The organism is Winogradskyella damuponensis, from assembly GCF_039538385.1.
Lineage (GTDB): Bacteria > Bacteroidota > Bacteroidia > Flavobacteriales > Flavobacteriaceae > Winogradskyella > Winogradskyella damuponensis.
The window spans coordinates 22,799-37,958 of record NZ_BAABCB010000015.1; the positions used below are offsets into that span (position 1 = coordinate 22,799).

14 protein-coding genes are annotated in these 15,160 nt (G+C 32.8%); 13 read left to right on the forward strand and 1 reads right to left on the reverse strand.

Going from position 1 to position 15,160, the window contains the following annotated elements; all coding sequences use genetic code 11:
* Window positions 1-199: 199 nt before the first annotated feature.
* The 13 genes from ABD730_RS05910 (at window position 200) to ABD730_RS05970 (ending at window position 11,368) form a co-directional block, all read left to right on the forward strand.
* On the forward strand, window positions 200-2,551 hold the full coding sequence (locus ABD730_RS05910) for an ABC transporter permease (protein ID WP_344713263.1): 2,352 nt from the start codon (window positions 200-202) through the stop codon (window positions 2,549-2,551).
* A gap of 42 nt (window positions 2,552-2,593) precedes the next feature.
* Window positions 2,594-3,337, forward strand: a complete 744-nt coding sequence (locus ABD730_RS05915; RefSeq protein ID WP_344713265.1) for a head GIN domain-containing protein — start codon at window positions 2,594-2,596, stop codon at window positions 3,335-3,337.
* Between the two features lie 133 nt (window positions 3,338-3,470).
* A complete protein-coding gene (locus ABD730_RS05920; RefSeq protein WP_344713267.1) occupies window positions 3,471-4,142 on the forward strand; it encodes an ABC transporter ATP-binding protein in 672 nt (223 codons plus the stop codon).
* Between the two features lie 67 nt (window positions 4,143-4,209).
* Window positions 4,210-5,631 (forward strand): TolC family protein, encoded by a 1,422-nt coding sequence (locus ABD730_RS05925; RefSeq protein ID WP_344713269.1) that lies wholly within the window; start codon window positions 4,210-4,212, stop codon window positions 5,629-5,631.
* A 159-nt stretch (window positions 5,632-5,790) separates the two neighbouring features.
* Window positions 5,791-6,219 (forward strand): FKBP-type peptidyl-prolyl cis-trans isomerase, encoded by a 429-nt coding sequence (locus ABD730_RS05930; RefSeq protein WP_215925507.1) that lies wholly within the window; start codon window positions 5,791-5,793, stop codon window positions 6,217-6,219.
* Between the two features lie 148 nt (window positions 6,220-6,367).
* Window positions 6,368-6,988, forward strand: a complete 621-nt coding sequence (locus ABD730_RS05935) for a MarC family protein (protein WP_334466920.1) — start codon at window positions 6,368-6,370, stop codon at window positions 6,986-6,988.
* 95 nt (window positions 6,989-7,083) lie between these two features.
* The gene (locus ABD730_RS05940) at window positions 7,084-7,863 is read left to right on the forward strand and encodes a HipA family kinase (protein WP_215925505.1); all 780 of its coding nucleotides are present in this window, start codon (window positions 7,084-7,086) and stop codon (window positions 7,861-7,863) included.
* Window positions 7,853-8,236, forward strand: coding sequence for a DUF3037 domain-containing protein (locus tag ABD730_RS05945; RefSeq protein ID WP_334466927.1), 384 nt, complete (start codon window positions 7,853-7,855; stop codon window positions 8,234-8,236). The genes ABD730_RS05940 and ABD730_RS05945 overlap by 11 nt, the downstream gene beginning before the upstream one ends.
* Window positions 8,237-8,393: 157 nt before the next feature.
* The gene (locus ABD730_RS05950; RefSeq protein WP_344713277.1) at window positions 8,394-8,957 is read left to right on the forward strand and encodes a TetR/AcrR family transcriptional regulator; all 564 of its coding nucleotides are present in this window, start codon (window positions 8,394-8,396) and stop codon (window positions 8,955-8,957) included.
* 70 nt (window positions 8,958-9,027) lie between these two features.
* Complete coding sequence (locus ABD730_RS05955) at window positions 9,028-9,591, forward strand: carboxymuconolactone decarboxylase family protein (protein WP_344713278.1); 564 nt, start codon at window positions 9,028-9,030, stop codon at window positions 9,589-9,591.
* A gap of 80 nt (window positions 9,592-9,671) precedes the next feature.
* The gene (locus ABD730_RS05960; RefSeq protein ID WP_344713279.1) at window positions 9,672-9,986 is read left to right on the forward strand and encodes an EthD family reductase; all 315 of its coding nucleotides are present in this window, start codon (window positions 9,672-9,674) and stop codon (window positions 9,984-9,986) included.
* 1 nt (window position 9,987) lies between these two features.
* The gene (locus tag ABD730_RS05965) at window positions 9,988-10,635 is read left to right on the forward strand and encodes a DsbA family oxidoreductase (protein WP_334466939.1); all 648 of its coding nucleotides are present in this window, start codon (window positions 9,988-9,990) and stop codon (window positions 10,633-10,635) included.
* A gap of 43 nt (window positions 10,636-10,678) precedes the next feature.
* Complete coding sequence (locus ABD730_RS05970) at window positions 10,679-11,368, forward strand: haloacid dehalogenase type II (RefSeq protein WP_344713281.1); 690 nt, start codon at window positions 10,679-10,681, stop codon at window positions 11,366-11,368.
* Between the two features lie 119 nt (window positions 11,369-11,487).
* On the opposite strand, the gene ABD730_RS05975 is transcribed toward ABD730_RS05970, so the two are convergent.
* The gene (locus tag ABD730_RS05975; RefSeq protein WP_344713283.1) at window positions 11,488-15,153 is read right to left on the reverse strand and encodes a metallophosphoesterase; all 3,666 of its coding nucleotides are present in this window, start codon (window positions 15,151-15,153) and stop codon (window positions 11,488-11,490) included.
* Between the last annotated feature and the right edge of the window lie 7 nt (window positions 15,154-15,160).

The following is a 15,160-nucleotide window of genomic DNA, read 5'->3' on the forward strand; positions in this document are numbered from 1 at the left end:
AGATTGTCCCCTTGAGGGGACTTTAGGGGTGTTTTTAAATTTAGTTCTAAACTGTCCGTTAACGAACAAAAAGTGTATCAAAATCGAACACTATGGATTTTAAAATAAAAATTAATTAATTGATTTTTAGTGTTTTGTAGTTTTGGCATCATCTTCACTATATAGTGAGTAGCAATAATTAATTCAGTTGAAAAATAGTATGATTTTAAATTATATAAAAATAGCATTCCGGACGTTACGTAAAAATAAAGGGTATAGCTTTCTGAATATTTTCGGATTAGCCATAGGAATTACGTGTGCCAGTTTAATCTTTCTATGGGTTGAAGATGAGTTGAGTTTTAATTCGGAATTTGATAAACAAGATCAAGTGTATTACGTGCCAACGCATCAAGAATATGATGGAGAATGGCGAACGTTCAATTCTACACCAGGACCATTTGCGGAAGCTATGAAAACTGAAATTCCGGGAATTGTTAAGGCATCGCGTACCAAGCATAGAGACTTTTTATTTGCGGTTAATGACAATGCCATTAATAGCGGTGGACGTTTTGTAGATGAAGATTTTATTGAAATTTTTAGTTTAAAGTTTGTAGAAGGAAATGCTAAAGACGCCTTTAAGAATCCGGAAGCTATCGTTATTACTAAAGAAACCGCAGAACAGCTTTATGGCGAAAACATCAAAGTATTAGGCAAAGTCTTAACTATAGATAATAAAGATCAATACCTCATTACTGGAGTGATTGAGAATTTGCCGAAAAACGTGACGTTTCCTATCAACTGGATTGCACCATTTGAACGATGGAGTGGAGATAAAGAATGGACCAATGGCTATGGTAGTTTTTTCGCAGATACCTTTGTCGAATTATCACCAGAAGCTGATTTTAATACTGTTGATGTACAAGTAAGACATTTATTAGAGAAAAAAACAGGAGATAGTGATTCAAAAGCATTTTTACATTCCATAAAAGATTGGCACTTGCGAGATCATTTTGAAAATGGAAAGCAAGTTGGTGGACGCATAGATTCCGTAAGACTATTTACTGTCATCGCCTTAATCATTTTACTCATTGCCTGTATCAATTTTATGAATTTATCTACAGCACGAAGTGAAAAACGTGCCAACGAAGTTGGAGTTAGAAAAGCCATGGGCTCTGGTCGCACACGATTAATTTTTCAATTTATTTCAGAAGCTTTAATTCTCGCGTTTATGGCAACTATAGTGAGTGTATTATTGCTCTTTATTTTATTGCCACAATTCAATTTACTCATAGAGAAAGATTTAGTTTTAGGATTGGCTAAGCCGTTACATATGGTCTTTTTATTAGGAATTACATTGGTGTGTGGCATCTTCGCAGGATTATATCCGGCTTTTTATCTATCCTCATTTAAGCCTGTTGAGGTTTTAAAAGGATTAAAAGTTACACAAGGTTCTGCAAATTATATCCGGAAAGGGCTCGTTGTTGGGCAGTTTACAATTTCAATCGTTTTTATCATTTGTACGATTCTCGTGTATCAACAACTTCAGCATATAAAAAATAGAGACTTAGGTTTTGATAAAGACCAATTGATTTCATTGAATGTCAATGGGACGATGATTGAAAAATTTGATGTCATCAAACAAGATTTAATACATACAGGAGCGGTTTCAAGCGTTGGTTTAAATAATTCTGGGATTCTAAATGGAGGTAATAATGGTTCTAACTTAACGTGGACAGGAGGCACAAATACTGAAGATGTATTGATTTTCTTTAGATATGTCAGTTCCGATTTCTTGGAAACTGCAGGTATGGAAATCGTTGAAGGTCGTGGATTTTATGAAAATATGGCAAAAGACAGTGCGAGTGTTTTAATTACAGAATCGTTTGCTAAACTGATGGGACAAGGCAGTGCAATTGGTAAAAAGATAGATCGAGGAGATGTGTATACAGTTGTTGGCGTTGTAAAAGATTACCTATTTGATGACATGTATGGACAAAGTGACCCTGTGATGTTTTTTAACTATCATGGTGAAGCGAGTTATATGTATTTAAAAACAAATCCTAAAATAGGAACTAGCGATGTGTTGTCTAAAATTGAAGCGGTAATGAAAAAACACAATCCAGCGTTTCCTTTTGAATACAGCTTTGTAGATGATGCTTTTAATGCCAAATTTAAAAGTGAACAGCTCGTTGGAAAGCTATCTCAACTCTTTGCTTTATTAGCCATTCTTATTTCGTGTTTGGGACTTTTTGGATTGGCGGCTTATACCGCAGAGCAGCGCAGTAAAGAAATTGGAGTTCGTAAAGTTTTAGGAGCAAGTGTTGCAGGCATCGTGAAATTATTATCTAAAGACTTTTTAAAACTCGTTGGTCTTGCCATTGTAATTGCCATTCCTATGGCTTGGTATGTTATGGATAATTGGCTAGGAAATTATGCATATCGTATAGAAATCAATTGGTGGATTTTTGTCATAGCTGGTGCCGTAGCTATTGTAATTGCGATGGTAACGGTAAGCTTTCAGGCAATTAAGGCAGCATTAGCAAATCCTGTGGATAGTTTAAAAACGGAATAATATTAATTGTACCAAATTCATCAATATAGAAAAAACAATATCATGAAAAATTTAAAATATAGCTTAGTCCTACTATTGGTTTGTATGAGCCAAATTGCACTAGCGCAAACAAAGAAGCCTGTTGAATCTTTTAATAAGGTTATTATAAGTCCACATATTGAAACCACATTTATTCAAGGAGATGAAGAATCTGTTACCATATTAGAGAGCTCAGAACCAAAAGACAAAATAAACATTGAAGTTAAAGGGGGAACACTTCGCGTGTACTTAGATGATGCGAAAGAAACTACTAAAAACGAAAGTATTACAAAAGATGGTATGAAGATGAAAGTGCCAATCTATAAAGGAAAAGTGCTAACTATTCTAGTTACCTACAAAAATATTAATGCATTGTCTTTAAGAGGAGAACAACGCACACTGTGTAAGAGTTTAATAGATGAAAAAAAGTTTACACTTAATCTTTATGGTGAATCTCAAGTAACTTTTAATCATGTGGATTTCGACACATTTAACGTAGATATTTACGGAGAAAGTGAATTGATAATTAAAAAAGGAGCTACAGTTAAGCAGAATATTACAGCCTATGGAGCAGGAATCCTTAACCTAGTAGATGTGGATAATAAATCGTCGAAACTTAAAGCTTATGGAGAAGCGGTGTTTAAAATTCAAGCTTCAAAAAGTATCAAATTTACAGCCTATGGAGAAGCGACATTACGATATAAAGGCGATGCTGAGGTCAATAAAGGACTGAGTTTTGGAGATTCAGAAATTAGACGGATTGATTAAATTAGAAACACTATAAGATTTTCCTAGAATAGTCTTAGTTAGATTGTCCCCTTGAGGGGATTTTAGGGGTGTTTTTTTTAGAGAGAATTATAATAAAAAAACAAAGAATACAATAGTTAACACATCAATAAAAATGAAAAACACATTATTAAGTCTAAACGAAGCCACTAGAACGGTAAACTCAGGTAGTAATAAGGTCTCATTATTAGATAATATCAATTTGAATGTAAAGGAGGGAGAATTCATATCACTAATGGGACCTTCTGGTTCTGGGAAATCAACCTTGTTGAATTGCATTGGCATGTTAGATCATTTTACAGATGGAGGCTATACGTTTTTAGGAGAGCCTGTGCATAGCATGAAAGAAAAGAACAGATCCAAATTGTATAAAGAATACATCGGATTTGTATTTCAAGCGTATCATCTTATTGATGAACTCACCGTTTACGAAAATATTGAAACCCCTTTGCTTTATAAAAATGTAAAATCTTCTGAACGCAAAGCCATGGTAGCTGATATGTTAGATCGTTTTAATATTGTTGGTAAAAAAGATTTATTCCCTATGCAATTAAGTGGAGGGCAACAGCAATTAGTGGGTATTGCGAGAGCATTAATAGGAACACCTAAATTAATTTTAGCGGATGAACCCACAGGGAATCTAAACTCAAAACAAAGCGAAGAAATTATGGAACTCTTTGCACAGTTAAATAAAGAAGGTGTGACCATAATTCAAGCTACACATTCAGAAAGTAATGCCGCTTATGGCTCTCGAATTATTAATCTTTTGGACGGAAAAATAGTATAGGTATATAATAACATCTTAAAATTGTCCCCTTGAGGGGACTTTAGGGGTGTTCTAAAAGAAACAAATCATGATACATAAACTTGTAATACTAATCATCATTGTACTGATGAGCTGGGCTGGTTTTGCTCAAAATAAACCGAACAAAAGTTATACTTTAGACGAATGCATTGCAGTCGCTTTAGAGCATAATCTCGATTTAAAATCAACCAATTTACAAGCCAATTCAGCAAAAGTAAATTATCAGCAGTCTAAAGCTAATTTGCTGCCAAGTCTTAATGGAAACTTTAGTTTGGGTGTTAATGATGGAAGAAGTATCGATCCATTTACCAACGCTTATATCAATCAAGAATTAACCTTTTCAAACTTAGGATTGAGTTTAGATATGACAATCTTTAATGGCTTTCGATTATTAAATTCGGCCAAACAAGAGCGATTGAATAAAAAGGCGTCTGAGTTAGAAATTGAAGCCGCGCAACAAGATTTAATATTAAATGTAACCTTAGCATATCTTCAAGTTTTAAATGCTAGAGATGTTTTAGAATTAACTAAAGCACGACTAGAAACAACCAAACAACAACTTAAAATTCAACAAGATTTTTATGACAACGAATCTGGAAATCCAGCAGATTATGCAGATATTTTAGGACAAGTGGCAAGCGATGAAACTAGTGTTTTGTCTTCTGAAAGTAGCTTAAATAATGCCAAACTGAACTTAGCACAATTAATGAATTTAAAAGAAAACGTCAATCTAGCGACAGATGGATTAATCCTAGATTTTGAAAAATACAATTTAAGTTCGGATGCTGTTTTTGAAGAGGCTATTCAAAATTTAGCCACATTTAAAGCTAAGGAATTACGTATTGAAGCTGCTAAAAAAGGTGTCAGTGTTGCAAAGTCTCAATTCACACCAGAAATTTCGCTTTTTGGTGGTGTCAATACCAATTACTCTAGTGTCGCAGAACTGTTTACCGCAACAGGGACAAACGTTGTGGAAACTGGTGATTTCGTTACGGTTGATGGTCAAGACTTACCAATTATGACAGAGCAAACCAACTTTACATCAAAAGCTATAAGTTACAAAGATCAATTAGATAATAACTTAAATACTGTGGTTGGTGTTGCTGTTAATGTACCATTGTTTAATGGGTTTAGAGCAAAAAACAATGTGGCTTTAGAAAAAATTAGAGTAGAGGAGTCCATCCTAGAATTAGAGCGTACACATGTAGATATAAAAAATGCCATTGCTCAGGTTTATTTTGATATGGAAGCCGCTTATAACCGTCATCAAAGTTTAGAAAAACAAGTGGAGGCTTACCAAGAGTCTTATCGTATTAATGATATCCGATTTAAAAATGGAGTGTCTAATTTCTTAAATTATATTACCAGTAAGAATAATTTAGATAATGCCAAAGTGAACCTCGCCAATGCAAAATATGAATACTTGTTACGTGTAAAAGTTCTAGATTATTACAGAGGAATGGTTAATTAATTAGCTTCGATGTGAGTTCAAGGTAAATGGTTAATTCTCGTAGGTTTTCAATGGTCACGTTAAGTTTTTCTTAAAAACCATACAAAACCTTAAGTATCATTCTTTATTCTCTATTATAAATAATAGTTTTGCATCTTATTTAATATGAAATTAAAATTTATGAGTCAAGTAAAAGAAAATGATACTGTAAAAGTTCATTACACAGGAAAATTAAAAAGCGGACAAATATTCGATAGTTCTTTAGAGCGTGAGCCATTAGAATTCACATTAGGACAAGGTATGTTGATTCCTGGTTTTGAAAAAGCAGTTATCGATATGAAGGTGAATGACAAAAAAACGGTTGATATTCCAGTAGCAGAAGCTTATGGAGATATCATTAAAGAATTATTTCATAAAGTCGAAAAAACACAATTGCCACCAGAAATGGAGCCTGCAGTTGGTTTAGGATTAGCATCTAGAGATGCACAAGGAAATGAGCACCAATTTAGAATAGTTGAGGTAAATGAAGATCATGTTATTTTAGATGGAAATCATCCATTAGCTGGTCAAGAATTAGTTTTTGATTTAGAGTTAGTAGAGATTAAATAGAACTAGTTACTATAGAAATGAAAAACCTGTAAAGTTCTCTTTACAGGTTTTTTTATTGTCAGAATCGATTTCATAAAAAAAAACAAATAAAAATCTTTGGTAAAATAGAACTAATTCAATTTCTTTCAAGATTCAATTTTATGTACCTATGGATAATTTAATTACATTTTCAATAACGGTCTTTACGGCCTTTTTTGCCATAACGAATCCGATATCAAATATGACTGTTTTCTTATCCTTAACCCAAGGAGCAGATGCAAAAACAAAAAGAGATATAAATAAACGATCAAATATTATTGCATTTGTAATTGTAACCGTATTTGTTCTTTTAGGGAAATATATTTTTGAATTATTTAATATCAGCATTCCTGCATTTAAGATTACAGGTGGTATTTTAATCTTTTTTATTGGTTTTGATATGCTACAATCTAAAAGGTCTAATGTTAAAAGTATTGACAATGTAAATATTGATGAAGATATTGCTGTTTCACCTTTAGCTATTCCAATTTTAGCCGGACCAGGAACCATTGTTACAGCGATGAACTTTGTAGCTAATGTTGAAACAATACATATCATGTTAGTAATTCTTATATTTGGATCAATGAGTTTGTTAACTTATTTTACCTTTAGGCTAAGTGATTTAATCGTGAGAATAGTTGGTAATAATGTAATTTCTGTGATTGGAAAAATAATGGGATTAATTATTGCAATTATTGGAACAGGTATGATTATTCAGGGAATTAAAATTTCCTTTAACTTAATAAGTTAGTCATTTTAATAAACGTTAAGAGTCATTCCGTATATAATCTTATTAAATTTAGATATGTATCATATTTAATTTAGTGCATTACATTATTAGTAATTATGAGTAAAATCGATATCCGTACAGTAAATGTTACTCAATATGTACAGCCTTTGCGAGAAGGTGGTTCACTTCCTGCTATAGTTAAGGCAGATGATGGTTTTTTGTATGTGCTTAAGTTTAGAGGTGCAGGACAAGGTAAAAAAGCATTAATCGCAGAGTTTATTGGAGGTGAAATTGCACGTGCAATTAATTTAAAAGTACCAGAATTGGTGTTTATGAATCTTGATGATTCGTTTAGTAAAACAGAACCAGATGAAGAAATTCAAGACTTACTTAAGTTTAGTGTTGGTTTAAATCTTGGATTACATTTTTTATCTGAAGCTATTACTTATGATCCATTAGTTAGTACAGTAGATGCATTAACAGCATCAAAAGTGGTACTATTAGATAGCATAATTAGTAATATTGATAGAACCGCTAAAAACACAAATTTACTGCATTGGCACAAAGAACTTTGGATTATAGATAATGGTGCGAGTTTTTACTTTCATCACGATTGGAAAAATTGGGAGAATCATCTTACCAGAACGTTTCCACTTGTAAAAGATCATGTGCTTTTACAAAACGCCACTAAATTAAATGAAGCTTCAAAAGAAATCCAACAATTGCTCAATCGTGATAAAATAGCTGAAATTGTTTCAAATATACCAGAAGATTGGTTGTTAAGTGAAGCAGATACGATGACAGCAACAGAAATGAGAGATGCATATATTAAGTTTATAAATACAAGATTTGCAAAAATTGATGTATTAGTTAAAGAAGCCGAAGATGCAAGATAGATATACATTTGAATATGCCATAATTAGGTTTGTTCCTAAAGTAGAACGTGAAGAATTCTTTAATGTAGGAGTCATTCTATTCTCTAAACAAAAAAAATTCCTAGGAATAAAATATCACATCAATCAAGATAAATTGAAGGCGTTTTCAACTGACATTGAGGTTCAAATGCTAGAAAACTATTTAGATGCTTGGCAACAGGTATGTAAAGGTGAGCCTCAAGGTGGAAGAATTGGAAAAATGGAGTTGTCAGATAGGTTTAGATGGTTAACCGCTTGCCGAAGTACCATTATCCAAAGCTCTAAAACGCATCCAGGTTTATGTGGCGACCCAAATAAAACCTTAGAAGAGATTTTTAAACAATGTGTGTTGTAGTTGGTAGTTTGGTTTGTATATCTGTTTGAATAGTAGTGTTTAAAGCAGCAGGTGTTGAAAAGGTAATACTGTATTGATGGTTTCAAATACATAAACTAGTGTTAAAACCTTTTTTATAACTAACCGATTGTTTAGTTTTGTAGTGTAATTAGAATTAGTGGCTAGAAAAAAACAATATAATGAAACAGAAGTCCTAGAAAAAGCAATGCGGCTTTTCTGGAAAAATGGTTATGAAACCACTTCTATGCAAATGCTCGAAAAAGAAATGGGCATTAATAAATTTTCTATATATGCTAGTTTTGGTAGTAAACAAGGCTTATTTCTTGAAAGTCTAAAGCATTACAAATCAAAAGTACATGCTATTCTAGATAAATTAAAAAAAGGAACTAATGGAGTAGAAGACATTAAACAGTTTTTTTACGATTCTGTAAGTTCTAATTTTAAAGACGACAACTTAAAAGGTTGTTTAGTAACAAATACGTATAATGAGTTTTCAGAAAAAGATGATGAATTAATTCAAGAACAGATGCATTTTTTTATGGATAATTTAAAAGCTCTAATTACAGAAAAGTTACAAATGGATGCTTCAAAAGATGAAGAAACAATAAAAAAACAAGCCAACTATTTATTGTTAGCAAAGCATGGTTTAGCAGCTGCAGCAAGAGTTAACACTAAAGCAGAAATTGAAGATTATATTGAAATGACCTTCAAAAATATATAAACATTTTTTTTGAAAAATAACTAAACGTACGTTTAGATAAAATTAATAATAAACTGAAAAAAGAAAAATTATGACAACATTAAAAGTTCACAATATTGAAACAGCTCCAGAAGGAAGTAAAGGACTATTAGAAAACTCTCAAAAAGCCTACGGAATGATTCCTGGTTTACATGGTGTTTTAGCCGGCGCTCCAAAAATTTTAGAAGCTTACCAAAACTTACACCAGTTATTTACGGAAACTTCTTTTAATGAAGCGGAGTTAACAGTCGTGTGGCAAACAATTAATGTAGAACACGCTTGTCATTACTGTGTTCCTGCACATACAGGAATCGCAAAAATGATGAAAGTCGACGATGCCATTACCGAGGCTTTACGTAACGAAACTCCTTTAGAAAACGAAAAATTGGAAGCCTTAAGAACAATGACATTAACCATTGTTAGAAATCGCGGGCATGTAACGCAAGCAGATTTAGATGCTTTTTATGCTGCTGGTTATGGTGAAGCACAAGTATTAGAAATTATTTTAGGATTATCTCAAAAAACAATAAGTAATTATGTAAACCATATTGCAAATACACCTGTAGATGCTGGTTTTAAAAAGTTTGAGTGGTCTAAAGACAATGTGGTATCCTAAACCCTAAAGCCACAGATTGATTGATAGCTATAAACCTTCCGTGTATTCGGAAGGTTTATTAATCTTTAAAAAATACAATTATGATAAAAGTTTCTGTAATGTACCCAAACAGCGAAAATGTTCAGTTTGATGCAGATTATTACCAAAAGAAACACTTACCAATGGTAACAAAATTAGTAGGGAATGCTTTAAAACGATTAGAATTAGATTTAGGTATAGCAAGTAGAGTTCCAGGTGAATCTGCTCCTTATGTAGCTATTGCACATCTATTATTTGATGATATTGCTTCCTTTCAAGAGGCTTTTGGTCCTCATGCAGCGACTTTTGCTGCCGATGTAAAAAACTACAGTAATGTACAAGCAGAACTTCAAATTAGTGAATTAATCCCCTTTTAATATGAAAGAGAAATTAAAAATAGATATCGTTTCAGATGTCGTGTGTCCATGGTGTACCATTGGTTATAAACGTCTAGAAAAAGCGATTTCAGAATTAGGAATAGAAAATCAAATAGACATAGAATGGCAACCCTTTGAATTGAATCCGAATATGCCAGCCGAAGGTCAGAATGTAATAGAGCATATTACAGAAAAATACGGCGCTACTTTAGAACAACAAAAAGCATCACAACAGCATATGAAAGCTGCAGGTGATGAGTTGGGTTTTAAATTCGATTATTTTGATGACATGCGCATGGTAAACACCTTTGATGCTCATATTTTATTAGAATATGCCAAAGACTTTAACAAGCAAACCGAATTAAAAATGCAGCTAACAAAAGCATTTTTTAGTGACCGTAAAGATGTTTCTAAAAAAGAAATCTTAAAAGAAGCGCTTTTAGAAGTGGGTTTAAATGCAGAAGACGCTTTAGCAAAATTAGATAATGAAGAGGCGCGTTTAGACATTAGAAACAAACAGAATTATTGGAAAAGTTTAGGAGTAAACTCTGTGCCTACAATTGTATTTAATAGAAAAAGTGCCGTTACTGGAGCGCAACCTGTAGATACTTTTAAACAAGTGCTTTCTGAATTAATTGCAGCAGAGTAATTAGATATATATCCATTAAAAGACTAGGACATAAACAACAACTATGACGAAGGAAACAAGACCAAAAGTATTATTTTTTGATGTTAACGAAACGCTTTTAGATCTCACTAAAATGAAAAAGCAAGTTGGTGAAGCCCTAAATGGTAGAGAAGAATTATTATCACTATGGTTTACTACGATGTTACAATACTCATTAGTAACTACTGCTAGTGGACAATACGAACATTTTGGTCATATAGGTGCAGCAGCCTTACAAATGGTTGCTGCAAATAATGGTATTTCGATGTCAGAAGAAGAGGCTAGAAATGTCGTTATTAATGCTTTAAGAGGACTGCCAGCACATCCAGAAGTTAAAGCCGCATTGGCTCAACTAAAAAAAGACGGTTACAAATTGGTATCGTTTACTAATTCATCTAATGAAGGTGTAAAAAAACAATTTGAAAGTGCAGGACTAACAGACTATTTTGATGAATGTTTAAGTGTAGAAGGTATTGGGAAATTTAAACCATTTACAGATGTCTATAATTGGGGAGCTCGTAAAATGGGTGTGAAACCAGAAGCGTGTATGCTTATTGCGGCACATGGTTGGGATGTTGCAGGAGCGCTTTGGGCTGGCTGGAGAGCTGCATTTGTCGCTAGACCTGGTCAACAATTATTTCCATTAGCACTGCAAACAGAAATCAATGAGTCTGATTTACAAAAGGTGGCAGATATCCTTGTAACCTTTAAGTAATGGTATTACGATTAATGATAACCCATTAATAATTAGTTATCACAAATAGTAGAAACTAAAAGTTACTACTATTATAGCAATTTACTTCCTATTAAAAAATTGTAACACATTGGTGTCTTTTAAAAATCAAAGCCCATTCCAAAGGCTACTCTAACACCATCAGAAGAATTAAATACACCCAAATTAGCAGACAATAAATCTACAGCATTAATAAAAAATCCTCCACCATACGCATTATGCCATTTTTCTGAGGTTTCATTTTCAATCCAAACACGCCCATAATCAAAGCCGCCATAGATCCCTAATTTTATTGGAATTAATCTTGTTTTCATGCGGTTAAAACTATACCTCAAATCGGTATTTTGATAAAAGGCACTTTTTCCTGTAAAACGTTGGTTTCTGTAGCCTCTTAAACCATCAATACCTCCTATTGAAGCTGCTTGATAGAATTCAAAACCATCGCCAAAATTTACATGACTTTTTAATTTAGTAGCCAGTACTAATCGCCCTGAAGGATTTAGTTTTCTTGCAAAGCCAATATCAGTAATCAGATATCCGAAATCACGATTGCTGACTTCTAAATTGTCTTTATAACCTGTTACAATTGAGAAATTCATTCCATTGGTTGGGTAGGCATTATTATCGTAGTTAGAGTAGTTATACGTTGCATTTATACCACCAAAATGCTCTTCATCAAACACATTATTTGGTAATAAACTATAGTCTGATACAAAACGATTATCACTATTGTGAATTTCATTGACTTCATAACTAACACCAAAATGGATAAGACTTCCGCGTTTAGAATTCCAGACCAGTTGAGGACTTAAACGAAAAATTCTAGTTTTTACGCGGTTATAATCTAAACCAAAGTCGTCATCATTATTTTCAGTTTCATTACCATAACCAAAGAAATTGACACTGTAATTAGGACTTTGAAAATGCGCTTGAAATCCAAAATTTAAGCTTCCAATAATATTTGCAAACTCACCTTTATAGTTTAATTCATAACCATCGGTTGCAAAATAATAAGCCGCTTTTACTTCATGTTGAGATGTAAATGGGTTGCGTTCAAAGCCATAAACCGTATAGGTGTTTGTAAAACCTAATTTTAAACCATCGTCTGGGTTGGCACCTAGAGTAGGAATGATTTGATTGACATTATTCTTTATTTTTCTATAATCATAGACGTTTGTGTTATAGTCGTCTGTTAATTTAATTCTAGCTTTTTTAGCCTGTGATAAATCGTTTTTCTTCGATTTGTAATCGTAGATAATAACGTTTTTGCCAGATGCGACCTTATAATCATCATTGTTTTGTCCACCAATAAAACGCACTTTGATTTTAGAAATTTTTCCTTCAACCACAAAGCTATCATCATCATCTAAACCATAAATCCATATTTCTTTAGTTGTTTTGGGGTGATAGATTTTATGATGAAAACGATCCTTAATAGTATCATCTTTTTTACGGTATATGGATACTTCTACGTCATCATTTTCTAAAGCTTTAACATGAATGTAGTCGTCTTTATTCGTTCCTGTTAGAATTGCATGTTTACTTATTAATTTTACATATCTATCTGAAATTTGTTGAAGGTGCGTTCGTCTTTCTTTTAGAAGCTTTTTAATTTCTATAATAGATTGCGGATTTACTTCTTTTGGAATATTGTTAAACGCTTTGTCTATAACAGCATCTGTTATTTGAGATTGAATAAATTGTACTTGTTCATCCCAAGCCAATTTGTTAGAATCTGTAATAAATGCAACATCTAATGGAAATCCAGAGACATTAAACCCTTTAACATCTTTTAAATCGGCTTCATATTTTCTAAATTTTCTTGCTGCAGGAATCAGCTTTACACCTGTTCCAAACAAAAAACCATCAGACATTTTAGAAAAGGCAAGATCTCTATCTCTTGGTAAGGGTTTGTAAATTGTTTTTCCTTTGTTTTCAAATACCAACCAACGCCATTGGTCTTGATGCCTATCTGCATCTCCAATTAGCATATCAAACAATCGCGCTTTAATAAATTCTTTTTCATCTATAATTTTAGATTCGTCACTTAATACGTCTTTTAACATATCTACTGTGCTTACAATCTCCCCTGTAAAATTCCCAGTTGCTAACTCAACATGACCATCAGAAGGGTGTTCTTCAAAAAGGTATAGTTCATTACCAAAATCTTTATTATATAAGCCTAAGGCATTTTGTTTGGGCACATAATATAAGTTAGGATTTAAATGAGATAGGTTTATTGCATCAGATAAGGTTCCTATAACAAAAGGTGCATACGGATAGGCGCCAGAAAAAATATCTTCTAATAAATGTTCTGAAGCTGTATTAGTAAATTGTCCTTCGACATACTGGTCTTTAAAAATAGCGGCTTGCATAAATTGATCTGCTTGCTTTTTCATAGCACGCATAACATAGCGTTTCCCATCTGAAGCTTTTAAGTGAAGCGTCTTAGATTGTGTACCTCCTCCTTTTCTAAAAGGTGTTAAGCCACCCATTAAGGTATCTAGGTTAACAACCTTTGCTTTAACGTTTGTACTATAGTCGTCTCTGTATCTGTTTCCCCATAAGAACTTATAAAAGCCAGATTTATTAGTGTCTTCTTTTGAGTAGATTGATGCACTTATAGAATCTGTAATTATTTTAGCATATTCTGTTTCAGAAACTTGTTCTGGCTGTTTTATTTGTTTGAAAAATTCGACTTCTTCAGAATTTGAATTAAAAAATTGTACATCTACAGCCTTATTGTTTCCTATGTTAAGTAGCGCATAGCCAGGAATAGCATGGCCATAATTATTAGGATTACGCATTCTTACAGGTGTAGTTTTAGAACCAGAGCCACTGATGATTTGAGCTACATTATCAAACTCTAAGTATTGTAAATTATGCTCATGTCCTGATAGAAAAATAACATTCTCGTTTTGTTGGGCCACAGCAATAAGGTTTTTTCTTAATTCATTGTAAAATGGATTAGACAAATCTGCATTTACAATACCAGTAGAGGTTCTTAAAATATTTTTTAAGGTGCCAAGTACAGGTATAGGTTTCATGTTTTCTTTTACACCATAACGGCCATTATGTGGTCCGTTACTATACATAGGATGATGTATGGCAACTAAGGTAATTTTTCCTCTTGCTTTTTTTATTTCACTTCTAAATTCATCTAAAAAATCGGCTCTAGTTTTTATGTCACAATCATCATTAATTGTGGGATGATTATTCCAATTGGTAATGTACCAATGCGAATCTACAATTAGCATAACAATATCATCGCTAATTTTAATTTTCTCAATTGGACAGCCGTTTTCTGGTTGAAAGGTGTTTTTTCCTAAGGCATCTTCAACCATTTTTTCTTGTGCTTTTAGACCTTTTAAACCACTATACCAATCATGATTTCCTGGAATAAAATAAACATTTCCAGGAAATGTTTTGGCAACGTCTAATTGAAGTTTTAATGCGTGTTCTGCCGCTTTAATGGCTTTGTCATTTTTTAAAGGTATACCGCGAGGATAGATGTTATCTCCAAGAAATAATAGGAAATCATCTTTGTCTGCTTTAGCAAATTGATGTTGTAGTTTTAATAATGTTTTTGGAGCTGTGCCATCCTCTTCAGGCTTTCCTACATCTCCTATTAAAAAAACATTAGTGGTATTCTTATCTATTTGTTTAAGCTCTTTAGCGCTAACATTAACATTGTGGGAATTATAAGTAGCACAACTACTTATAATAAGTCCCATACTAATTAAACCAATTAATAGTTTTGTTTTCATTCTGTGA

What these genes read in the sequence shown, in the direction of transcription:
- ABD730_RS05910 (WP_344713263.1), top strand. Translation starts at nt 200, where the DNA reads ATGATTTTAAATTATATAAAAATAGCATTCCGGACGTTACGTAAAAAT.
- ABD730_RS05915 (WP_344713265.1), top strand. Translation starts at nt 2,594, where the DNA reads ATGAAAAATTTAAAATATAGCTTAGTCCTACTATTGGTTTGTATGAGC.
- ABD730_RS05920 (WP_344713267.1), top strand. Translation starts at nt 3,471, where the DNA reads ATGAAAAACACATTATTAAGTCTAAACGAAGCCACTAGAACGGTAAAC.
- ABD730_RS05925 (WP_344713269.1), top strand. Translation starts at nt 4,210, where the DNA reads ATGATACATAAACTTGTAATACTAATCATCATTGTACTGATGAGCTGG.
- ABD730_RS05930 (WP_215925507.1), top strand. Translation starts at nt 5,791, where the DNA reads ATGAGTCAAGTAAAAGAAAATGATACTGTAAAAGTTCATTACACAGGA.
- ABD730_RS05935 (WP_334466920.1), top strand. Translation starts at nt 6,368, where the DNA reads ATGGATAATTTAATTACATTTTCAATAACGGTCTTTACGGCCTTTTTT.
- ABD730_RS05940 (WP_215925505.1), top strand. Translation starts at nt 7,084, where the DNA reads ATGAGTAAAATCGATATCCGTACAGTAAATGTTACTCAATATGTACAG.
- ABD730_RS05945 (WP_334466927.1), top strand. Translation starts at nt 7,853, where the DNA reads ATGCAAGATAGATATACATTTGAATATGCCATAATTAGGTTTGTTCCT.
- ABD730_RS05955 (WP_344713278.1), top strand. Translation starts at nt 9,028, where the DNA reads ATGACAACATTAAAAGTTCACAATATTGAAACAGCTCCAGAAGGAAGT.
- ABD730_RS05960 (WP_344713279.1), top strand. Translation starts at nt 9,672, where the DNA reads ATGATAAAAGTTTCTGTAATGTACCCAAACAGCGAAAATGTTCAGTTT.
- ABD730_RS05965 (WP_334466939.1), top strand. Translation starts at nt 9,988, where the DNA reads ATGAAAGAGAAATTAAAAATAGATATCGTTTCAGATGTCGTGTGTCCA.
- ABD730_RS05970 (WP_344713281.1), top strand. Translation starts at nt 10,679, where the DNA reads ATGACGAAGGAAACAAGACCAAAAGTATTATTTTTTGATGTTAACGAA.
- ABD730_RS05975 (WP_344713283.1), bottom strand. Translation starts at nt 15,153, where the DNA reads ATGAAAACAAAACTATTAATTGGTTTAATTAGTATGGGACTTATTATA.